This window comes from Agrobacterium sp. 22-210-1 (genome assembly GCF_053522525.1).
The window spans coordinates 1,128,847-1,149,310 of the sequence record NZ_JBNWCI010000002.1 but is presented as its reverse complement, the minus strand read 5'-3'; the positions used below and the strand labels follow the sequence as shown (position 1 = coordinate 1,149,310).

At 58.7% G+C, this 20,464-nt stretch carries 18 protein-coding genes; 10 read left to right on the top strand and 8 right to left on the bottom strand.

Features of this window, described 5'->3' with window-relative positions; all coding sequences use genetic code 11:
- The first annotated feature begins 19 nt into the window (after positions 1-19).
- Entirely contained in the window at positions 20-1,297 is a 1,278-nt protein-coding gene (gene repC / locus ACQZ5F_RS18290) for a plasmid replication protein RepC (RefSeq protein WP_225338903.1), read from the top strand.
- Between the two features lie 205 nt (positions 1,298-1,502).
- On the opposite strand, the gene ACQZ5F_RS18285 is transcribed toward repC, so the two are convergent.
- Positions 1,503-1,730 carry a hypothetical protein gene (locus ACQZ5F_RS18285; RefSeq protein WP_225338902.1) on the bottom strand — a complete coding sequence of 76 codons (228 nt, stop codon included), beginning with the start codon at positions 1,728-1,730 and terminating at the stop codon, positions 1,503-1,505.
- A 41-nt stretch (positions 1,731-1,771) separates the two neighbouring features.
- Here ACQZ5F_RS18285 and ACQZ5F_RS18280 point away from each other — a divergent pair, with 41 nt between their 5' ends.
- The 3 genes from ACQZ5F_RS18280 (at position 1,772) to ACQZ5F_RS18270 (ending at position 3,580) form a co-directional block, all read left to right on the top strand.
- Positions 1,772-1,984, top strand: a complete 213-nt coding sequence (locus ACQZ5F_RS18280) for a hypothetical protein (RefSeq protein WP_448730579.1) — start codon at positions 1,772-1,774, stop codon at positions 1,982-1,984.
- A gap of 66 nt (positions 1,985-2,050) precedes the next feature.
- Entirely contained in the window at positions 2,051-2,335 is a 285-nt protein-coding gene (locus ACQZ5F_RS18275) for a hypothetical protein (protein WP_052821297.1), read from the top strand.
- A gap of 45 nt (positions 2,336-2,380) precedes the next feature.
- Positions 2,381-3,580, top strand: a complete 1,200-nt coding sequence (locus ACQZ5F_RS18270; RefSeq protein ID WP_225338900.1) for a low temperature requirement protein A — start codon at positions 2,381-2,383, stop codon at positions 3,578-3,580.
- Between the two features lie 19 nt (positions 3,581-3,599).
- Here the strand turns inward: ACQZ5F_RS18270 and ACQZ5F_RS18265 are convergent, their stop codons facing one another.
- The gene (locus ACQZ5F_RS18265) at positions 3,600-5,069 is read right to left on the bottom strand and encodes a glycosyl transferase family protein (protein WP_225338899.1); all 1,470 of its coding nucleotides are present in this window, start codon (positions 5,067-5,069) and stop codon (positions 3,600-3,602) included.
- 147 nt (positions 5,070-5,216) lie between these two features.
- On the opposite strand from ACQZ5F_RS18265, the gene ACQZ5F_RS18260 reads away from it, so the two are divergent.
- Together ACQZ5F_RS18260 and soxR are read left to right on the top strand one after the other, a co-directional pair.
- Positions 5,217-7,316 (top strand): TonB-dependent receptor plug domain-containing protein, encoded by a 2,100-nt coding sequence (locus tag ACQZ5F_RS18260; protein WP_052819315.1) that lies wholly within the window; start codon positions 5,217-5,219, stop codon positions 7,314-7,316.
- Between the two features lie 160 nt (positions 7,317-7,476).
- Positions 7,477-7,932, top strand: coding sequence for a redox-sensitive transcriptional activator SoxR (gene soxR, locus ACQZ5F_RS18255; protein ID WP_046799071.1), 456 nt, complete (start codon positions 7,477-7,479; stop codon positions 7,930-7,932).
- Between the two features lie 24 nt (positions 7,933-7,956).
- On the opposite strand, the gene amyA is transcribed toward soxR, so the two are convergent.
- The 6 genes from amyA to ACQZ5F_RS18225 form a co-directional block, all read right to left on the bottom strand.
- Positions 7,957-9,444 (bottom strand): alpha-amylase, encoded by a 1,488-nt coding sequence (amyA, locus tag ACQZ5F_RS18250; RefSeq protein WP_225338898.1) that lies wholly within the window; start codon positions 9,442-9,444, stop codon positions 7,957-7,959.
- Positions 9,445-9,555: 111 nt separating this feature from the next.
- Entirely contained in the window at positions 9,556-11,289 is a 1,734-nt protein-coding gene (locus ACQZ5F_RS18245) for an acetyl/propionyl/methylcrotonyl-CoA carboxylase subunit alpha (protein ID WP_225338897.1), read from the bottom strand.
- 17 nt (positions 11,290-11,306) lie between these two features.
- Positions 11,307-12,902: a 5-oxoprolinase subunit B/C family protein gene (locus tag ACQZ5F_RS18240; protein ID WP_225338896.1), complete on the bottom strand. Its 1,596-nt coding sequence runs from the start codon at positions 12,900-12,902 to the stop codon at positions 11,307-11,309.
- Positions 12,903-12,909: 7 nt separating this feature from the next.
- Positions 12,910-13,719 (bottom strand): putative hydro-lyase, encoded by an 810-nt coding sequence (locus ACQZ5F_RS18235; protein WP_225338895.1) that lies wholly within the window; start codon positions 13,717-13,719, stop codon positions 12,910-12,912.
- Positions 13,720-13,730: 11 nt separating this feature from the next.
- Positions 13,731-14,498 carry a LamB/YcsF family protein gene (locus ACQZ5F_RS18230; protein WP_225338894.1) on the bottom strand — a complete coding sequence of 256 codons (768 nt, stop codon included), beginning with the start codon at positions 14,496-14,498 and terminating at the stop codon, positions 13,731-13,733.
- Between the two features lie 19 nt (positions 14,499-14,517).
- On the bottom strand, positions 14,518-15,759 hold the full coding sequence (locus ACQZ5F_RS18225; RefSeq protein ID WP_046799066.1) for an NRAMP family divalent metal transporter: 1,242 nt from the start codon (positions 15,757-15,759) through the stop codon (positions 14,518-14,520).
- Positions 15,760-16,023: 264 nt separating this feature from the next.
- On the opposite strand from ACQZ5F_RS18225, the gene ACQZ5F_RS18220 reads away from it, so the two are divergent.
- From ACQZ5F_RS18220 to ACQZ5F_RS18205, 4 genes are all read left to right on the top strand, one after another.
- Entirely contained in the window at positions 16,024-16,689 is a 666-nt protein-coding gene (locus ACQZ5F_RS18220; RefSeq protein ID WP_046799414.1) for a GntR family transcriptional regulator, read from the top strand.
- A gap of 99 nt (positions 16,690-16,788) precedes the next feature.
- Positions 16,789-17,376: an ANTAR domain-containing response regulator gene (locus tag ACQZ5F_RS18215; protein WP_052819344.1), complete on the top strand. Its 588-nt coding sequence runs from the start codon at positions 16,789-16,791 to the stop codon at positions 17,374-17,376.
- 33 nt (positions 17,377-17,409) lie between these two features.
- On the top strand, positions 17,410-18,696 hold the full coding sequence (locus tag ACQZ5F_RS18210; RefSeq protein WP_225338893.1) for a CmpA/NrtA family ABC transporter substrate-binding protein: 1,287 nt from the start codon (positions 17,410-17,412) through the stop codon (positions 18,694-18,696).
- A 378-nt stretch (positions 18,697-19,074) separates the two neighbouring features.
- Positions 19,075-20,367, top strand: coding sequence for a CmpA/NrtA family ABC transporter substrate-binding protein (locus ACQZ5F_RS18205; protein WP_046799064.1), 1,293 nt, complete (start codon positions 19,075-19,077; stop codon positions 20,365-20,367).
- The last annotated feature ends 97 nt before the right edge of the window (positions 20,368-20,464 follow it).

The following is a 20,464-nucleotide window of genomic DNA, read 5'->3' as shown; positions in this document are numbered from 1 at the left end:
CTTGTGAAAGGTGAAAGACATGGACAGCACACATGTAACGACGCCCTTTGGGCGGCGAGCGATGTCGTTTGGCGTTCTCGCAACTCAGTTTGCCGCACAGAAAAACAAGAAAACTGAAGCGGTCGATAAATGGAAACTCTATCGTTCGGTCTGTGAAGCAAGACCATTGCTCGGTGTGACCGATCGCTCGCTTGCGGTCTTGAACGCGCTTTTGAGTTTTTATCCAAAGAACGAACTCTCCAGCGAAGCCGGCCTGGTCGTCTTCCCGTCCAATACGCAATTGTCGCTGAGAGCACATGGCATGGCCGAACAGACGTTGCGCCGGCATCTCTCGGCTCTCGTCGAAGCCGGTCTCATTATCCGTAAAGATAGCCCAAACGGAAAACGCTACGCCCGCAAGCACAGGGGAGGGGAGATCAGCGAAGCCTATGGTTTCTCGCTGGCGCCGCTTCTTGCCCGCAAAGCAGAAATTGAAGACCTGGCTGAACGCATCATCCGCGAGCGGCTCGATCTTCAACGGCTTCGCGAAAGCATCAGCCTTTGCCGTCGTGATATCCAGAAACTCTGTGAAATGATCGCCGCCAGCGGCCAGACTGAAACATTCGAAGGGTTTCAGGCCCGCTACAATGCCGTCGCCGGATCGCTTGGCCGCAATTCAAAACCCGCTGAGCTTAAGGAAATCGCCGGTTTTCTGGCCTCGCTACGCGCAGAAGTGACCAACTATCTGGAAAATATTGAAAAATCCGAAGATTTGAGCGGCAATGACTGCCAAAATGAGCGTCTCAAAAAGAATTCAGAATCCGAATCCATATCTAAACCGCTAGATTTGCGTGAACCCGCAACCGTTCCACCGGTCGTAAACACTGCGGCTCAGCCAGCATGTGCGGCACCTGCCAGTACAAAACCTTCGCCACCACCGCTCAGGCCTGTTGTTCATAAGCAATTTTTTGTTCCTGATATTGTTTTGGTTTTGAAGGCTTGCCCGGATATCTCGCTCTATGCCCCAGGCGGAGCGGTGACAGGCTGGCGCGATCTAGAGGTGGCAACCTCCGTCATCAGAACCATGTTCAACATCAGCCAGTCGGCTTATCAGGAGGCGCTTACCGCCTTCGGTCGACAGGGAACGGCGGCTATCCTTGCCTGCCTATTGCAGAAGGCGGAGCAGATCAGTTCGCTGGGTGGGTATCTACGCAATCTGACCCGGAAGTCACAGGAGGGTGGTTTTGATCTTCAAGCCATGCTGCTAGCGCAGCTGCGCGGTCGCACGGACAAGCTGGAGACGAGCATGCGAGCGTAAACGTGAAGCGTCGGCAAATGGCGATAGCTTGCGAAAAAGCTGGTCCGCAGGTACATTTTCACTGTTTCCAGAATTGCAGAGAGATTCGCGGTAAGGCTGCTGTTGAACACACCAGAATTCAGCCAATGAGAACTCCTATGGTTAATGCAATGTAATGAAAGTTAAATCGCTATTAGCTTTCGTTTTAGCTTTTCCCTGATTGGTTTCAATCGCTTGAGTCCGGGATGTTTTGAACGCTTAATTGCGACGATTGGGTCATGTAGACGTTATTTCGTGCATCAGTTCCCGCCAAAAAGGGAGTGGCACGCCCTCGAACAGCCGTCCGGAACTGTTGGTGACGATGTTTTGGCCGCGGCCAGAAGCGATCATTTTGTAGACGCTTGATGCTCTGGAATGCGGGCACAAACCAACGGTATTGAACCTTCGTCGTCATTGCGCGTTTCCGCCTGATTGTTGAAAAGGGATGCCGCGCCGATGATTTTTCCAGACGATATGGAGCTGGCCGTCGCTCTCTATATGGCGGACAGCGCCTTGCCCCGGCACGTTGCGATTGAAAAGCTTTTGAAAGCGGAGCTTGAAAGTACGGGCTATCTGACGGGAGGCACGGGCCGGCCGCCTGAAATCGTCGATGGGCAAACAAGTGCGGATTATGTGCAATATCGCACCTATCTCGACGGAGAGGCCTGAACAGCGTCGGAACAAAAACGGGTGCAGGCTGTTTATGGCGCAAATAATCACGTCAGGGATAGACCGATGTTGCCCAAGTCCATTTTTCTTTCCGCCGCCTTCACCTGCATGACGGTGCTGCCGGTACTTGCCCAGCCCATTGAGGTCAGCACGCTGGAGCGGGATAAAGCCCGCAGCGTCACATTCTCTGAAGCATCTGCCGCACCCGATTATATTACGGACGTCCTGGGCAGGAAGGTACGATTGGTGGGGCCGCGTTTTTATCCAGACAGTGCGCGCGCGCTCGAATTTCCAGGACGAACTTCGAGCCTCGATACCCTTGGCGTGGAGGCTGATCTCTCACAACGGTGATTGGGAACAGCAACTTGATATTTCACGAATGGGCGCAAAAGCAGAATGGGAACTGAAACAGAGATTTCCGAGTGCACGCCGGCTGCGGAAAGCTGGATCAGGCGAGAAGGACAGGACGCTGAAAAGGCGACTTTCCCCGAGTTGTTTTTCGATCTGGTTTTTGTCTTCGCGCTCATCCAGCTCTCGCATGCATTGGCAAAGGATTTCGGGCCAACGGCTGCGCTTGAAGCGGGCATCTTGATATTGTCGTTATGGTGGCTGTGGATACACACGACCTGGATCACCAATCTGCTCAATACGGAAAAGGAGCCGGTCCGGATTCTGCTCTTTGTGTTGATGTTCGGTGGGGTTCTGCTGGCCATCGCTTTGCCGGAAGCTTTTGCGGAACAGGGATTTGTTTTTGCCGTCATCTACAGCACCATGCAGGTGGGGCGGAGCCTTTTTGCGCTTTATGCCTTCAAGGGGGAAGATCGGCAGTCTTTTCTGGTTTTCGTGCGCGTGACGATCTGGCTCGTCATATCAAGCCTGTTCTGGCTGGCCGGCGGGCTGGTCGATCTGACGGACCGTATTCTCCTGTGGGGTGTGGCGCTGGCGATCGAATATGCGGGACCGGCCTGCCGTTATGTGGTGCCGGGTGTGGCATCCAGCGACGAGGACAGGCTGCATCTTTCCGGCGAACACCTGGCGGAGCGCTGCGCGCTGTTCGTGATCATCTGCCTCGGCGAAACCATTCTCACCACCGGCCGCACGGCCACTGAATATATGAATTCCACCCTGACATTCATCGTTTTCTGTTCTGCCTTCGTCAGCACCGTGGCGATGTGGTGGATCTATTTCCATCACGGGCAGGAGGAAGCGTCCAGAAAGGCTGAGAATGCAGAAGAGAAAGCGAAGATCGCCCATAATCTCTTCAACTATGGCCACCTGCCTATCGTGGCGGGCATTATCCTGACGGCGGTGGGAGAGGATTTCAGTCTGTCCCATGCCCGGGAGGGTGTGACGTTAAGGGAGGCTATCGCTATTCTCGGCGGCCCCATCCTTTTCCTTGCGGGCAATATCGGCGTCAAGATTGCCGCCACTTACCAGCGGCCCGTTTCGCATTTTGCCGGTGTGGTGGCGCTCCTCCTGCTTTTGCCGGTGCCGGGCATACCGCTTTTCATCCTGCAACTGGCAAGCACGGGCATCCTGCTGCTCGTTGCCGTGTGGGAGTATCTGGCACTGAAAAAATCAGTCGCCAACGCCTGAGCTTTCAGGCCCCAAGCTTTCATACATTGGCGAAATTACGCGCCCTGTCGTGCCACAGCCGCAGGCTGCGGGCATAGGCCTCTTCAAATGGCATGGCCATGTCGTTGACCAGCATCAGCGCGATTGCAGCCGTGGAGATGATGGTGGTTTCGGCCCTTTCATCCCTGGCCGCCCCCGTCCAGACTGCCCGCCAATATTCGAAGGTGGTGAACATGGTTGGCATCTCGGCTGGTGGTGTTTCGCGGGCTGGAATGACGAATTCAACATCTTTCCCTTTGGAGAGGCCAAAAATCCGGGTGCTACGAAACGGTGTGAATTGCGCAAAATCCCGCGTATTGCCGAGAATGGCGAGGTTTTCCACCGAAAGCAGCCGCGCAGTGTCGCGGTGAAGCTCCTGATAGGAGGGGCGGGCGACACCGATGATGGCACTTCTGGCGCGAAGCGGGTTGAGAAGATGCACGACCGTGTTGAGCGGCAGGCGCATTTCCAGAATGCCGTGCAGGCCAAGAAGGCTCTGGAACTGCAGAGACAGGCCGCCAATCGGCAAATAGGCGATTCGTTCTGAGGCTGTGGCCTCAGCCGCCTGCGAAAGAGAATGGCATAGGGGAATTCCACAGGCTTCAGCTGCAAGTTCGAGCTTGCCGCCATTTTCTCCCTGACCCACATGGCCATGCAACAAAACGCTGTATCCCGCCATGGAAACGAGGCGGGCGGAATGCAGGAACCACGGTGCGTCGCGATGTTTGGGCGACATATAGGCCGGCCAGTCGAGATCAACGGCGGCAGGCCGCTGCTGGTCTCTTTCTATATGCCGCCACATGGCTTCAATGAAACCGGCAAGCTCCGCTGCGGTCCCACCGCGATAGTGCATGGTTGCAAGCAGCGCCCCGATTTGAATCGGGTCGGCATCGCCGTCGAGAATGATCGCCAGCGCATCCATCGCCTCCTCCTGGCTGAGTGGGCGGCTATTGCCGATGCCCATTGCCGAGGTTGCGATGTATTTGGCAAGCCGCTGCTGCGGATCGGCATTGTGGCCGATACGGGCGAGACGGTCGGCGATGTTTTCCGGTGTCGGCTGGCCTTCCAGAACAACGCTCGGGCGAAGCGAAAGCGGTGGTGCCTTCATCAGCACTGGCCGTTCCCAGCCGCTTTTATTGGCAGCGGCGGGCAGTTCCGGTTTGTCCCGTGAATAATCGATCAGGTTATCCGCTTCTGCCGCCAGCGAGCGGATCCGCAGCCGCATGTTCTCGGCAAAGGGTGTCGGGCGCAGGCCCTGGCCGGTGCGCAAAAACAGCTGGTCTCCGTATTTCTCCCGCAGCTGCTGCAATATGCGGCTCATCGAGGAAATAGGCAGTCCCATACCGGCCGCAGCTCGGCTGACACTGCCTTCCCGCAACAACGCATCGAAAGCGACAAGTAATTTCAGCTGTCCAAGCCTGTCTGGCTTTGTCGGGGAAGCTGATTGCTCTTTTCTCTTGCCGGTTGTCATTGTGCGATTTTTTTACTCCGCCGCTGAGTGGAGGAGCCCTTTTTGCAATTTCTGGAATTTAGAATGGTTCGAAAACAAACGCATTGCGCCCGCACTCCCTCCTAAATAAGTGGGGTTAAATTCTCAAGTTAAATGCGGGGGCGTAACATGGAATTGAAGTACCGCGGCCGGAACAACGCTGCGACAATAATAAAGGCCGGTCTTTCGGCAGGAACGGCGCTGGGCTTTGCTCTGCCCGCTTTTTCGCAGCAGGCGCAGGAAGGAACCACGGTTCTCCAGCAGATCGTCGTCACCGCATCCGGCTTCGAGCAGAATGTGAAGGACGCGCCTGCCAGCATCACGGTTGTCACGCGCGAGGATCTGGAAAAGGGGTCCTATCGCGATCTGACAGATGCTCTGCGTGAAGTGCAGGGTGTATCTGTCACCGGTATCGCCAATGAAAAGGATATTTTCATTCGCGGATTGCCCGGCGCTTACACGCTGGTCCTCGTTGACGGCAAGCGGCAGAGCACCCGCGATGCCCGCACTAACGGCAACTCCGGTTTCGAACAGAGCTTCGTTCCGCCGGTTTCGGCGATTGAGCGCATCGAGGTCGTGCGTGGCCCGATGTCCTCGCTTTATGGTTCGGATGCGATGGGCGGCGTCATCAACATCATCACACGCAAGGTTGGTGATGTCTGGTCAGGCTCCGTCACCACCGAGGGCACGGTTCAGCAGCATTCCAAATTCGGCAATAGTGGTCAGGTCTCCTGGTATGCCAATGGGCCGATCCTGAAGGACCAGTTGGGCCTGCAGGTCTGGGGCAGGGGCTTCACACGCGGCGAAGATAGCGTCCTGAACGGCACCACGGGCGCCAAGGAATACGATTTCAACGGCCGTCTGACGTTTACGCCGAATGAGGACCACGACATCTATCTCGAGGGCGGCAAGACGCGGCTTCGCCGCAGCGCCGAGCCCGGCGACACGCTGGCGGCGACTGACGCCAACGGCACCTACAACACCAATACGCGCGATCATTGGTCCCTGTCTCATACCGGCCGGTGGGGACCGACCACATCTGAATTCTCCTTCCAGCAGGAATGGGCCGAGCGCACCAATTTCACCCGAAATATCCGCACGGGACGTGTGACCGAAAATCCGCGCTCGCCTGAAGTGCGCAACACTGTTCTCGACGGCAAGTTCACCACGCCCTTCGAATTGTACGGAAACCACACGCTGGTGACGGGCGGCCAATATTTCGAAGCGCGTCTCACGGACCAGAACCCGGGACGTCGCACCAATCTCGACGAAACCTTCTCGGCAACCCAATGGGCGCTTTTTGTCGAGGATGAATGGCGCATTGTCGATAATTTCGCGCTGACCGGCGGTCTGCGTCTCGATAACCATGAAAAATACGGCAATCATTTCAGTCCGCGTCTTTACGGCGTCTGGAGTGCGACGGAAGAGCTGACCATCAAGGGCGGCATTTCAACCGGTTTCCGCGCGCCTGAAATCCGCCAGGTCGCGCCGGGTTATGCCTATACGACCGGCGGCGGTGGTTGCACCTATGGTCCGAGCGGCACTTGCGGCGTGATTATCGGCGATCCGAGCCTGGAAGCGGAAAAGAGCACGAGCTACGAAGTGGCCGCACTCTGGGACAATGGCGATGTCGCGCTTGGCGCTACCTATTTCTACACCGATTTCAAGGACAAGATTTCCAACGCGCTGGTGCTCAACCCCGATGGAACGCCTGCCCGCTGGAGCGAGGACCGCAATTATCGCCTCTGGTATAACTACAATATCGACGATGCGGTGATTCAGGGTGTGGAGCTGACGGCAACCTGGTACGCCACGCCGGAACTGACGCTGCGTGGTAACTACACCTACACACATTCCGAGCAGAAAACCGGCGATTATGAAGGTTTCCCGCTGGCGCGGACACCGGAGCATATGGCCAATCTGCGGGGCGACTGGGTGACACCGATAGATGGTCTCGAAGCCTGGGCTTCGGTCAATTATCACGGATCGGAAATCAATGCCGGACCGCGCATCGGCACCAATGGGACGCCTGTGACGATCAATGGTAAGGCCGGGCGCAAATATGAGGCCTACACTACCCTCGATATCGGTGCGAAATATGCAGTTGCCGAAAATGTCGATCTTAACGCTGCCGTCTATAACGTCTTCGACAAGGATGTCGGCACCGACGATTTCAACACTGTCATGGAAGGTCGCCGTTTCTGGATCAGCATGACGGCGAAATTCTGATCCGCCGTGTTTGCAAGATCTGAGGGGGCGCCCACCGGGCGCCCCTCTTTTTTTGACCATTCGCCTATTGACCTCAACTATAGTTGAGGAATTATACCGGCTGCTCTTCAACGAGTTTCCGCGTTTCCGAGCGGAAATCGTTCCGGAAACAGGAGCCAGAATGGAAAGTACCGTGTTTAAGCACAGCCTGACGGTGGGGGAGGTTGCCCATCGTAGCGGGGTCGCTGTTTCCACCATCCATTTTTACGAAGCAAAGGGCTTGATCGAGGGCTGGCGTACTGCCGGTAATCAGCGCCGTTATCATCGCGCCGTCTTGCGGCGTATCGCTATCATCCGCATCGCCCAGCGGGCCGGTATTCAGCTCAGCATTATCAGGGATGCAATGGCGGATTTGCCACAGGATCGGGTGGCGACGGCGGCGGACTGGCGACGGTTCTCACAATCCTGGCGGGAGATGCTTCAGCTTCGCATCAACAGCCTGGTGATGCTGCGCGACCAGCTCACCGGGTGCATCGGTTGCGGTTGCCTTTCTTTGGACGATTGTCCGCTACGCAATCCGAACGATGTTCTGGCCGATGACGGCGCAGGTCCGCGCCGTCTCGTATCCGGCGAATAAAGGAATATTTCCTGGCGGTTGCCCTCACTCGGCTTCGGCTGAAACCCACACACTGACGCTGCCACCATTGGTGGGGAAGACGCCCCTGCCGCTATCGTCGAGGGTGATTTTTTCGTCTCGGTGCGCCAGAAAGTCCCGCCAGACCGCGCCTGCATGGTCTGGTCCGAGATCAATCTGCTTTTCCGCCGGTTCGCCATTCGACATCACCACCACGCAGCCCGGGGCATCGGCAGTGCCGTGGCGGATAAAGGCGATGCAGCTTGGATCATCGAAAATATCCGTCTGCGCACCATTGGCAAAACGGCTGCGCGCTTCAATGAGCTTCGGCAGGCATTCTATCGCAGGAATGTCGATTTTGTGCTCGTTGCCGTCATTACCGGTATCAGTGTAGCTCGTGCCGAACAGATCAGGATAAAAGACGCAGGGAACGCCCTCTTCGCGTAGCAGAATGGTGGCATAGGCCAACGGTTTGAACCAGGGTTCAACCGGTGCTTCCAGCGATTGCAGCGGCTGCGTGTCATGATTGTCGACGAGCGTGACGGCATGGTCGGGAACGGCCGCTACCAGCGAGCCGTCGAAGATGCTGCGCATGTCGAAATCGCCACCCTGTTTTGCGGCGTCGTGAAAGCGATGGTGAAGGGCGACGTCGAAAAGCATCAACTGCTTGTCGACCAGTTCGAGATAGCTTTTCAGCGCGTCTATATCGGGATGCCAATATTCCGCCACGACAAAAAGATCGGGATCGACCGTTTCGCGCATATGGCCAACCCAGTCGCGGAAGAACCACGCCGGAATATGTTTGGCGGCGTCCAGACGGAAGCCATCTACCTGAACCTGCTCGGAGAGCCACCGGCCCCAATATTTGAGTTCCTCGTAAACCGCCCGGTTCCTGAACTCGACATCGGCACCCATCAGATAGTCGAAATTGCCGTTTTCCTGATCGACCTCCTCATTCCATTCCCCATCGCCATACTCATTGACGAGGCGGAAAATGCCGTCTTCAGTCGGCTCCTCGATGTGGTCGACACCGCTGAAGCACTTCAGGTCCCAGATGAATTTGGAATGTTTGCCATTGCGGCCCGGAAAGGTGAAGCGTGTATAGGCAAGCGCCTGAAAATCTTCGTCATCTATCTCGGTGCGGTCTTCGGGATTGACGCGGCGAACCCGCACGTTCTCCTTCTCATCCGCACCCATCTTGTGGTTTAGAACCACGTCATGAATGACGCGGATGCCGTTTTCCTTCAGCGTCCGGCCGGCGTGTTCGAGGGCGGCGCGATCGCCATATTTGGTGGCGACTGTGCCCTTCTGATCGAATTCGCCGAGGTCGAAGAGGTCGTAGGTATCGTAACCGACCGAATAGCCACCGGCAGCACCCTTATAAGCGGGCGGCAGCCAGACATCGGTGATGCCCATTTTCGCAAGGCTTTCGGCCTTTTCGGCCACCTCGCTCCATAATTTCCCTCCGTCCGGATAATACCAATGGAAGAACTGAAGCAAGGTGCGTCCGGCCATATTTCCCTCACGATGGTTAGCAGGTCGCGCCATAAACGGCCCGGCGGCGAAAGGGTTCCGCCGCCGGAGATGCGCGATCTGCAATTGTGAGGCCGGCAGGTCCGACGTATATTAGCCGGCTATGTCGAGGAGGGCTGCGCCCGCCTGCAGATAGTCGCCTTCCTTGACGATCAGGCGGACTTTGCCGGCCTTGGTGGCGACAATTTGCGTCTCCATCTTCATGGCTTCCATGACGGCCAGCAGATCGCCTTCGGAAACCACATCACCGTCTTTTACCTTGAAAGATTGCAGGGTGCCGGAAACCGGGGCGGTGATTTCGCCTTCTTTTTCCTTGGCGGCGGCGGTGCCGGGAGCAGCCGCGCTGCCGCCGCTAACCGCACCGAGGCTGGAGAGCAGCAGGCTGGGTAGACCAACCGATACACGCTTGCCGTCAATTTCCAGAAAGGTACGGGTGACGGAAGGGTCGTCGGCCGGTGCCGGGCGTTCCATGGCATTCGGCATAGCGGTGAAATCGGTCTCGATCCAGCGGGTGTGAACCTTGAAGCCATCGGTGCCGATGAAATCTTCGGTTTCGATCGCGGCGCGATGGAACGGCAGAACGGTGGCGATGCCTTCGATGCGGAATTCCTTCAGCGCGCGGCGGGCGCGGCGCAGGACTTGGTCGCGGTCGGCACCCGTGACGATCAGCTTCGCCATCAACGAGTCGAATACGCCGGGCACGCTGGAGCCGCTGACGACACCGCTATCCACGCGAATGCCGGGACCGGAGGGTGCGTCGAAAACCGAAATCGAGCCGGGCGTCGGTAGGAAGCCTCGGCCGGGATCTTCGGCATTGATGCGGAATTCCATCGAATGGCCACGTGGCTCCGGCGTTTCAAGCACACGAAGCTTGTGGCCTTCGGCAATACGGAACTGTTCGATGACGAGATCGATGCCGGTGGTTTCCTCGGTAACGGGATGTTCCACCTGCAGGCGCGTATTGACCTCGAGGAAGGAAATCGTGCCATCGACGCCGAGCAGGAATTCGACGGTGCCGGCGCCGGAATAGCCAGCAGCAGCGCAGATCGCCTTGGCGGCGGCGTGGATCTTCTGTCGCTGTTCGGCGGATAGGAAGGGGGCTGGAGCCTCTTCGATCAGCTTCTGGTTCCGGCGCTGCAGCGAGCAGTCCCGGGTGCCGAGGACAAGCACATTGCCGTGCTTGTCAGCGATAACCTGCGCCTCGATGTGGCGCGGCCGGTCGAGAAAACGTTCCAGAAAACATTCGCCGCGACCGAATGCGGCGGTTGCCTCGCGCACGGCGGATTCGTAGAGATCGGCGATCTCTTCCATCTTCCACGCCACTTTCAGGCCGCGTCCGCCGCCGCCATGAGCCGCCTTGATGGCGACGGGCAGGCCGTGTTCTTCGGCAAAGGCGGTGACTTCGGCAGCGGAAGCGACGGGGCCGTCACTGCCGGCGACCAGCGGTGCGCCCACGCCGGTGGCAATGCGCCGTGCCTCTACTTTGTCACCTAGGGCTTCTATGACGTGCGGGTCGGGGCCGATCCAGATGAGGCTGGCATCGAGAACGGCACGCGCAAACTCGGCGCGCTCGGACAGGAAACCGTAACCGGGATGTACGGCATCCGCGCCGGCGCGTTTGGCAATCGCGATCAGCTTGGTGATATCGAGATAGGTCTCGGCCGGGCGCACGCCCTCCAGCGCATAGGCCTCATCCGCCAGCCGGACGAAAAGCGCGTCCTGATCGGGGTCGGCATAAACGGCGACCGATTGCAGGCCGTAATCGCGACATGCGCGGATGATGCGCACCGCGATCTCGCCGCGATTGGCAATCAGCACTTTTTTCATCGCTCTTCTCCTCGGAATTATGTGTTTTTGGCCGCGATTTCGGCAAAGGGGCCGATCGGGCGGAACTTGATTTTGGCGTTGACGGGGATTTGTCCCGCAAGATCGAGATGATATTCCGCTACCGCGCCGATGACGGGATAACCGCCGGTCAACGGGTGATCGGCAAGGAACAGTACCGGCTGGCCGCTATGGGGAATCTGGATCGCCCCGGTCGCCGTGCCTTCGCTTGGCAATTCGGCGCTGTCCTTGCGTTCCACCGGAACTTCGCCTGCAAGGCGGATGCCGACGCGGTTTGATTGCGGGGTGACCTGCCAGAGCTGGCCGGTCAGGGTCTCGATGCCCTTTTGCGTGAACCAGTCCGTGCGGGGCCCGAGAACGACGTCCAGCGTCACGACCTCGCCGGTTGCCGGCGGGTCGAAGGCCGGAACCTCATCGATCGACACGCTGGAAAGGCCAGTCTTCTCATCCTTGAGCGAAAGGACGGCGCCCGCGCCCACTGGCTCGGGACCGACGACAGCGAGTGTGTCGGTGGCGAAGCTGCCCAGCACCGGCTTGACATCAAAACCGCCGCGTACCGCAAGATAACAGCGCATGCCCTTCGGTGGTTGGCCGAAACTGACTACATCACCGGGTTCAAGGGAGACCGGAACATGGGTGTTGGCCGCAAAGCTGCGATCCGTCGTGGTGATGGTGACGGGGCAGGGTGCGCCGGTTATGCCGATGACGGTGCGATTTGTGCTCCTGAAGGAAAAACCGCCGAGCGTCAGTTCAAGACAGGGCGTGTTGGCAGGGTTGCCGACGATTCGGTTTGCGGCATTGAATGCGCCGCGATCCAGCGCGCCGGAGGCCGAAACACCCTGTCCGGTCTGGCCGAAGCGGCCGAGATCCTGAAAGATGGCAGGCATGGGTGCGGCAAGCACCTCGAAATGCGGGCCTTCTTTTGACGGTTCTTTTCTGGGACCGCGCGGAGCCGAGACAGGGATATCGACCGTTCTTCCGGCCTTGTCCATGTCGACGAAGCGCACCCGATAACCCGGCTGGAAAAGCGCGCCGGGGTCGCGGTCAATGTCCCACATCTTCACCGGCGTGGTGCCGATGATCTGCCAGCCGCCGGGGCTGTTTTGCGGGTAGACGCCGCTGAAGGCGCCGGCCAGCGCCACCGAACCGGCTGGAATTCGGGTGCGCGGGCTCTGCCGGCGCGGCACGTGCAGCGCCGGATCGCCGCCGACCAGATAACCGAAACCGGGAGCAAAGCCGCAAAAGGCCACGGTAAATTCACTCTCGGTATGACGGCGAATGACCTCTTCGATGCTCATGCCGGTCAGCTCGGCAACATCGGCCAGATCCTCACCGTTATAATGGACGGGGATTTCCACGAGATTGTCTGAAGGCGCGATTTTTGCCGAGAGATCACGGCTTGCCAGCCGCGCGGCCAGCGCTTCGGCATCGATCTTCTCAGGGCGGAAACGGATCATCAGGGTGCGGGCAGCCGGCACCGTCTCTTCAATGCCTTCGACCGGATCGTTCTGAAGCGAGGCGAAGAGTGCCAGTGTTTCATCGAGATCGGCGAGTTCAACAAGAATGGTGGTGAGGCTGACGGGGAGAAAACGCATCATATCCTCACGCGTGATAGGCGGTGTCGGGAATATCGGTGATGAACATGTGGCCCGGCGCATGGGTGATGGCGAAGGGAACACCAGATGCCATCACGGCGGCCTGTGGGGTCACGCCGCAGGCCCAGAATACCGGAACTTCGCCCGGCTCGATCCGAACCGCATCGCCGAAATCAGGCTTGGCCAAATCAGTGATGCCGATCTCTTCCGGCGCGCCGACATGCACGGGTGCGCCATGCACCGCCGGAAAACGTCCGGAAATGGTGGCCGCATCGGCCACGCGCGATGCCGGGATTGGCCGCATGGAAACGACCATATTGCCCTTCAGCCGTCCGGCCGGGCGGCAGGTCCGGTTGGTAAGATACATTGGCACATTGCTCTTGTCGGTCATGTGGCGAATTTCGATGCCAGCTTCCACCATCGGCGTTTCGAACGTGAAGCTGCAACCGATCAGAAATGCGACGAGATCGTCGCGCTCCGCCCAGGCGGCGGTGGCGTCGGCTGTTTCCTCGGCAAGCTTGCCATCCCGCCAGATGCGGTAGAGCGGCAGGTCGGTCCTCAGGTCAGCGCCGGGTGCCAGAAGCGTGGTGGGCGAGCCTGGATCGGAGACATCAAGCACGGGGCAGGGTTTGGGATTGCGCTGCGCATAAAGCAGGAAATCGAAGGCCCAGTCGCGCGGCAGCACGATCATGTTCGCCTGCGTGAAGCCGGGTGCAATGCCGGAAGTTGGGGCGACAAGGCCATCGCGATAGGTGGCGCGGGCCTTGCGCGCGGCGTCTGCGTCCGTGTGGTTGAGATAGGATGTCGGTATCGTCATCGGCTATCCTTTCAGTGATTGGATGCAAAAGAGCGGATGTCGATGCCTTCGGCTTCAAACCGACGACGGATTTCCTGGGCGATGGCGACCGCGCCGTGGCTGTCGCCATGCACGCAGATCGATTGTGCCTCGATTTTTATGATGCTGCCATCGATCGCCTCCAGCGTGCCTTCGCGGGCAAGCCGCACCATACGGTCGGCAATCTTTGCCGCGTCATGCAAAACGGCACCGGCTTCCCGGCGCGAAACGAGCTGACCCTGGGGTGTATATGCACGATCTGCGAAAGCTTCGGCGACAACAGAAAGGTCCGCCTTGCGGGCGAGATCGAGGATAGGCGCATTGGCAAGGCCCATTAGCACCAGCGACGGGTCGATAGCCTTGATGCCGTCGATTACCGCCTGCCCCTGTTTCGCGTCATTGGCGATGCGGTTGTAAAGCGCGCCGTGCGGCTTGACGTAGCGCACGGTCGTTCCGGCAGCGGCGGCGACGCCTTTCAGCGCGCCGATCTGGTAGATAACATCGGCGATCAGCTCTTCCGAGGTCGCGTCCAGATCGCGGCGGCCAAAGCCGACGCGGTCCGGATAGGAGACATGGGCGCCAACGACCACACCTTTTTCGGCGGCGGCCTTGACGGTGCGGTAAATGCCGGCCGGGTCGCCTGCGTGAAATCCGCAGGCGATGTTGGCGCTGGAAACGATGGCGAGCATCGCCTCATCGTCTCCCATGCTCCACGCACCGTAACTTTCGCCAAGATCGCTGTTGAGATCGATAGCGGCCATGTTCGCCTCCCTTTGGTTTTTACAGGCCGAGCAGGCCGAAGATGGTGCCGGCGGACTTGTAGCCCATGTACCATGTCAATGCGCAAGTCAGAACGCCAAGCCCGAGCAGAATGCGCGAGTAGCGATGGCCGCCCATCAGGTCTTCGCGTTTCCATGCGGCGAACAGGAAAATGCTGAGGCCGATGGGCAGGATGAGGCCGTTGAGGCCGCCGACGAAGACCAGCATGGCCGCGGGCGGCGTCGTGATCAGCAGGTAGCAGACGAGCGAGACGGCGATGAAAACGACCGTCGCCATATTGCGGGCGCGCTCGCTCATATCCTGCTTGAAGACGGGCAGGAACGAGACGGACGTATAGGCTGCGCCGATGACGCTGGTGATGGCCGCTGCCCAGAAGATGATGCCGAAGAGCCGGAAGCCGAGATCGCCCGCGGCCGAACGGAAGGCCTGTGCGGCGGGATTGGCGGCCTGGCCCGACGTATCGATGACGACGCCGCTGGCGACGACGCCGAGAATGGCAAGAAACAGCACGTAACGCATGATGCCGGTGACGGCGATGCCGGTGAGCGCGGCGCGGTTGACAGCGGGCAGGTTTTCAATGCCGACCATGCCCCGGTCCAGCAGGCGGTGCGCGCCGGAATAGGTGATGTAGCCGCCAACGGTGCCGCCGACGATGGTTGTGATGGTCGCGAAATTGATGGTATCCGGCAGGAAGGTCTGGCGGAAGGCGTCGCCCACCGGCGGCGCGGAGACGAATGCCACATAAAGCGTCAGCACGATCATCAGGATGCCGGCGAAAATGATGAACCGGTCAACGGCAAGACCCGCGCGCTTGGAAACGAAGATGGCGATGGAGAATATCGCGCTGATCGCACCGCCGATTTTCGGGTCCAGCCCGAAAATGGCGTTCAGGCCGAGACCGGTGCCGCCGATATTGCCGATATTGAAGAACAGACCCCCGATGATGACGAGAATGGCGAGCAGGTAACCTGCGCCCGGAATGGCAGCATTTGCAATGTCGGAAGCGCGCATGCGCGTTAACGTCACGATGCGCCAGATATTCAACTGCACGACGAAGTCGATGAGGATGGAGGCGAGAATGCCGAAGGCAAAGGCTGCGCCAAGCTGGGTGGTGAATGTCGCCGTCTGGGTGATGAATCCCGGACCGATGGCGGATGTCGCCATCAGGAAGATTGCTCCCAGAAGAGATGCGCGTTTTGACATTTTGAGATCGGCAGTCGGGGTGAGCTTTTTCTGCTCCATGGATTTTCTCCGCTCCTGTCGCAATCCGCCCCTCGCGGATGCTTTATGCGGTCGATCTTGTCGTGTTCTGCGCAATTGTCAATATTGTTGAACAATATAAAACTATCGTTCTTTCATTTTGTCTATTTGTTGGACGTTATGGCCATGATTTAATCACGTTTTTTTCGTGCTTTGCTAATGCTTTGTGCTATGGGCAATCATGCCGTGTCCGAACATGCCTGTCACGGAATTCCGATGCTGCATTGCCTTAAGGAAAGAAGCGCCATGACGGAAACGATAGAGGGTCTGCCGCTTGCGGATCGATTGGCGAAGGGTATCCGCACCCTGTTGATCTCCGGCGAGTTGATGCCGGGACAGCGCCTTTCAGAGGCAGCCTTCAGCGAACGTTTCGACGTCTCCCGTAATTCGCTACGCGAAGCCTTCCGTCTTCTGACGAAGGACGGCCTGTTGCGCCACGAGGCCAATCGCGGTGTGTTTGTCGCCGTTCCGACCATGGCTTCCGTGATCGATATTTATAGGGTGCGGCGCATGGTTGAGTGCGGTGCGCTGCGCCAGGCCTGGCACAAGCACCCTGCCATCAGGGTCATGCGGGCGGCGGTCGAGGATGCCAAGGTCAAGCGCGATCAGGCCGACTGGCTGGGTGTGGGCAGCGCCAACATGAAGTTCCATGCCGCTGTCGTCGATCTCCTCGACAGCGTCCGTCTCAGCGATTTTTATGAGCGCATCGCCGCTGAACTCAGGCTTTGCTTCGGCTTGCTGAAAGATCCAGAACAGCTTCATTCGCCCTTCGTGGATATGAACAGCAAGATTCTATCGTTGATGGAAGAGGGCAAAGCGGCCGACGCCGGCAACGAGATGGAAATCTATCTCAATCTTTCCGAGCGTACGGTTTTGAAGGCGCTCGAACGCGCCGTCGAACACGCATCCTGATGGGGCAGGCGGCAGGGGAGAGAAAGCCCCTTGTCGCTCCCTTCATTTTTGCATCGGCAGCCGATTGCCAAGTTTGTTGCGCTGCGTCATCAATGCTGCATGACGCTTCGCGACCTCACCATTCTTGTCTTAGACGAAAACGCGATCCGCGCCTCCATCATCGAGGAGGGGCTGCGCGAGGCCGGCTATCATCGCGTCACGGTCATCCATGAGGTGAACGGGGTGGCGCGTACCATCGAGACGCTGCAGCCCGATGTCATCTTCATCGATCTTGAAAATCCCAACCGCGACATGATGGAGCATCTGTTCCAGCTCACCCGCACGGTCGGCCGGCCGATCGCCATGTTCGTCGATCGTTCCGACACCGCCTCCATCGAAGCGGCCGTCGAGGCGGGGGTTTCCGCCTATGTGGTCGATGGGCTGAAGAAAGAACGGGTCAAACCCATTCTCGATATGGCGGTCAGCCGCTTTAATGCTTTCAGCCGTCTGCAACGGGAACTTGCCGACGCCAGATCGGCGCTGGAGGAACGCAAGGTCATCGAGCGCGCCAAGGGCATCCTGATGAAGATGCGTGGCCTTTCCGAAGAGGAGGCCTTTGCGCTTTTGCGGCAAACGGCGATGAACGAGAAAAAGAAAATTTCCGAGATCGCGCAAAGCGTGGTCACCGCGGCCGGTCTGTTGATGTGACAAAGGCCGCTCGGACAGTGTGGAGTGTATGATATGGCGGCACCGGGAAAATCAGCCGGATCACATAGCGTAGGGACTGGCGCACCAGCACTTGTGGGCAGTGACCGGCAGAAAATTCTGCGCGCCGGTTTTATTCCGCTTGTCGATGCCTCTGTTCTGATTGCGGCGGCTGAATTCGGTTTTGCCGAGCGCGAAGGCCTGTCGCTCGATCTCGTCAAGGATGTGTCCTGGGCGAATGTGCGCGACCGGCTGGCATTCCGGCAATTCGACATTGCCCATATGCTGTCGCCCATGCCCGTCGCCTCCATGCTGGGGCTTGGCTCCAACCCCTCACCGACGATCACGCCCTTTTCACTTGGACGTGGCGGCAATGCGATTACGCTTTCGACCCGGCTGTTTGGGCGGATGAAGGCATTGACAGGGCTGTCTGAAACGGCGGGAGCGCTCGAAAACGCCAAGGCTTTGAAGCGGGTACTCGATGATATGCGGACGCGCGGCGAAGCGCCGCCGACGCTTGGCATGACCTATCCGTTCTCATCGCATAATTACGAATTTCGCTATTGGCTCGCTGCCGGCGGCATTCATCCCGATCACGATGTCAAGCTGGTGGTCGTGCCGCCACCCTTGACGTCGGATGCGCTGGCGGCGGGCGCCATAGACGGGTTCTGCGTCGGCGCGCCGTGGAACATCGTTGCCGCCGAGCGCGGTGTCGGCCGCATCGTCGCCGCCAAGCAGGATTTGTGGCCGTCGGCGCCGGAAAAGGTGATCGGCATGCGGCCTGAATGGGCGGAAAGCCAGCAGGAAACGGTCGGCCGGCTGCTGACGGCGCTCGATGCAGCCGCACGCTGGTGCGACCTTGCGGAAAATCACGACGATCTGAGCAAGGCTCTTGCTGACCCTCGCTACATTGACGCGCCTGAAGGCATCATCCGCCGGGTGCTTGCCGGTGAATTCAGCATCGACAGCCACGGCAACCGCCGGGTGATCGACAAATATTTCCTTTTCCACAGCGGCCATGCCAATTATCCCCGCCAGAGCCAGGCATTGTGGATTTACAGCCAGATGATCCGCTGGGGTCAGGCGGAATTTTCGCAAGCGGGTGTGGAAGCCGCACTTTCCGCCTACAGGCCGGATATTTATCGGGCGGCGCTGGGCGATGGGAATGCGCCTGATGATGCCGACATCCGCATCGAAGGGCAGGAAGAGGATGACCGTTTCGTGGACGGTTTCATGTTCGATCCCGGTGATATCGTAGGCTATGTGAACCGCTTTACCGTGCGCACATCCGCGCCGTTTTCCCCGTCCTCCGGAGAAGTGTGACTGACGCGCGGCCTTGCAGCTGCGCAAATTTCAAGCGCGGATTTTTTTGCTTTGCACAAACAGAAGACAAAAAATTCGCTGATTAAAATTTAATCACATCTTGTAAATGTAAAAATCACCTCTTAATTTCAATGTGATAGGCTAGTTTCTAAAAACTGGCACGCCTCTTGCTTCTTCCTGTTTGCACCGGTCAACGGCGATCGGGGCAAGCAGGGCGCGGCATAGGCGCTTTCAAAGACACAGACGTCGCAAGGTTTTGCTGCCCGGAACACCTCCCGTTCCGCAGGCGCAAACACCGAGCGGCGTTTTTTTATTTTCAGGTTTTTTCGCAAGCGAAAACGTCACCCGCAGAGGTGGCCCAATAAGGGGAACATGCGAATGAAAAAGATATTCTCCGGCGATGTCAGCCGCCGCACGATACTGAAGACGACAGCCACCGCCGCCCTTGTCAGCGCCGTGCGCGTGGCCTTTCCATCCGGTGCTTTCGCAGCCACCGCTGAGCCTGAGGTGAAAGGCGCAAAAATCGGCTTTATCGCGCTCACCGATGCCGCGCCGCTAATCATCGCAGCCGAAAAGGGCCTGTTCGCCAAACACGGCATGCCTGATGTCGAGGTTCTGAAGCAGGCCTCGTGGGGCGCAACACGCGATAATCTCGTGCTGGGCGGCGCCTCGAACGGCATCGATGGCGCGCATATCCTGACGCCCATGCCCTATCTCATGCATACCGGCAAGGTGACCCAGAACAATGTGCCGGTGCCGATGACCATCCTCGCCCGCCTCAACCTCGACAGCCAGGGCATTTCCGTCGCCAAGGAATATGCCGAAACCGGCGTTCAGCTGGATGCCTCCAAGCTGAAGGCGGCTTTCGAGAAAAAGAAGGCGGAAGGCAAGGAAATCAAGGCCGCCATGACCTTCCCCGGCGGCACGCATGATCTGTGGATCCGCTATTGGCTCGCCGCCGGCGGTATCGATCCGGACAAGGACGTTTCCACCATCGTTGTCCCGCCGCCGCAGATGGTTGCCAACATGAAGGTTGGCAATATGGACGTCTTCTGTGTGGGCGAGCCGTGGAACGAGCAGCTCGTCAATCAGGGTATCGGTTTCACCGCCTGTACCACCGGCGAACTCTGGAAGGGTCATCCGGAAAAGGCGCTCGGCATGCGCGCCGACTGGGTGGAAAAGAACCCCAATGCCACCAAGGCGCTGTTGATGGCCGTTATGGAAGCGCAGCAATGGTGCGATGACATGGCGAACAAGGAAGAAATGTCCACCATCCTCGGCAAACGCCAATGGTTCAATGTGCCGCCCAAGGATGTTCTCGGTCGTCTCAAGGGCAATATCAATTACGGCAACGGCCGCGTGCTGGAAAATACCGGCCTGCAGATGAAGTTCTGGCAGGACCACGCCTCCTATCCCTTCCACAGCCATGACAGCTGGTTCATCGCGGAAAACATCCGCTGGGGCAAATTTGCGCCCGATACCGATGTGAAGGCGCTGGTGGAGAAGGTCAACCGCGAGGATATCTGGCGTGCGGCGGCCAAGGATCTCGGCGTTGCCGATCTTCCCGCCTCGACCTCGCGCGGCAAGGAAACCTTCTTCGACGGCAAGGTCTTCGACCCGGAAAATCCGTCGGCCTATCTCGAAAGCCTGTCCATCAAGGCGGCCTCCTGAGGAGGAGACCGGGTGTCGCCCTTCATCCGCCAGTTGCCGCCGTCCACCGGCTGAGACTGAAGACCGGGTGAGGGGCGAGACCCAGACCGCAACCGAA

Bases quoted from the DNA above. Each gene is read 5' to 3' on its own strand.
- ACQZ5F_RS18285 (WP_225338902.1), bottom strand. From the start codon at position 1,730: ATGACGACGAAGGTTCAATACCGTTGGTTTGTGCCCGCATTCCAGAGC.
- ACQZ5F_RS18245 (WP_225338897.1), bottom strand. From the start codon at position 11,289: ATGAAAAAAGTGCTGATTGCCAATCGCGGCGAGATCGCGGTGCGCATC.
- ACQZ5F_RS18210 (WP_225338893.1), top strand. From the start codon at position 17,410: ATGGCGGCACCGGGAAAATCAGCCGGATCACATAGCGTAGGGACTGGC.
- ACQZ5F_RS18270 (WP_225338900.1), top strand. From the start codon at position 2,381: ATGGGAACTGAAACAGAGATTTCCGAGTGCACGCCGGCTGCGGAAAGC.
- ACQZ5F_RS18220 (WP_046799414.1), top strand. From the start codon at position 16,024: ATGACGGAAACGATAGAGGGTCTGCCGCTTGCGGATCGATTGGCGAAG.
- ACQZ5F_RS18280 (WP_448730579.1), top strand. From the start codon at position 1,772: ATGATTTTTCCAGACGATATGGAGCTGGCCGTCGCTCTCTATATGGCG.
- ACQZ5F_RS18265 (WP_225338899.1), bottom strand. From the start codon at position 5,069: ATGACAACCGGCAAGAGAAAAGAGCAATCAGCTTCCCCGACAAAGCCA.
- repC (WP_225338903.1), top strand. From the start codon at position 20: ATGGACAGCACACATGTAACGACGCCCTTTGGGCGGCGAGCGATGTCG.
- ACQZ5F_RS18225 (WP_046799066.1), bottom strand. From the start codon at position 15,759: ATGGAGCAGAAAAAGCTCACCCCGACTGCCGATCTCAAAATGTCAAAA.
- ACQZ5F_RS18205 (WP_046799064.1), top strand. From the start codon at position 19,075: ATGAAAAAGATATTCTCCGGCGATGTCAGCCGCCGCACGATACTGAAG.
- ACQZ5F_RS18240 (WP_225338896.1), bottom strand. From the start codon at position 12,902: ATGCGTTTTCTCCCCGTCAGCCTCACCACCATTCTTGTTGAACTCGCC.
- ACQZ5F_RS18235 (WP_225338895.1), bottom strand. From the start codon at position 13,719: ATGACGATACCGACATCCTATCTCAACCACACGGACGCAGACGCCGCG.
- ACQZ5F_RS18275 (WP_052821297.1), top strand. From the start codon at position 2,051: ATGTTGCCCAAGTCCATTTTTCTTTCCGCCGCCTTCACCTGCATGACG.
- ACQZ5F_RS18230 (WP_225338894.1), bottom strand. From the start codon at position 14,498: ATGGCCGCTATCGATCTCAACAGCGATCTTGGCGAAAGTTACGGTGCG.
- amyA (WP_225338898.1), bottom strand. From the start codon at position 9,444: ATGGCCGGACGCACCTTGCTTCAGTTCTTCCATTGGTATTATCCGGAC.
- ACQZ5F_RS18215 (WP_052819344.1), top strand. From the start codon at position 16,789: ATGACGCTTCGCGACCTCACCATTCTTGTCTTAGACGAAAACGCGATC.
- soxR (WP_046799071.1), top strand. From the start codon at position 7,477: ATGGAAAGTACCGTGTTTAAGCACAGCCTGACGGTGGGGGAGGTTGCC.
- ACQZ5F_RS18260 (WP_052819315.1), top strand. From the start codon at position 5,217: ATGGAATTGAAGTACCGCGGCCGGAACAACGCTGCGACAATAATAAAG.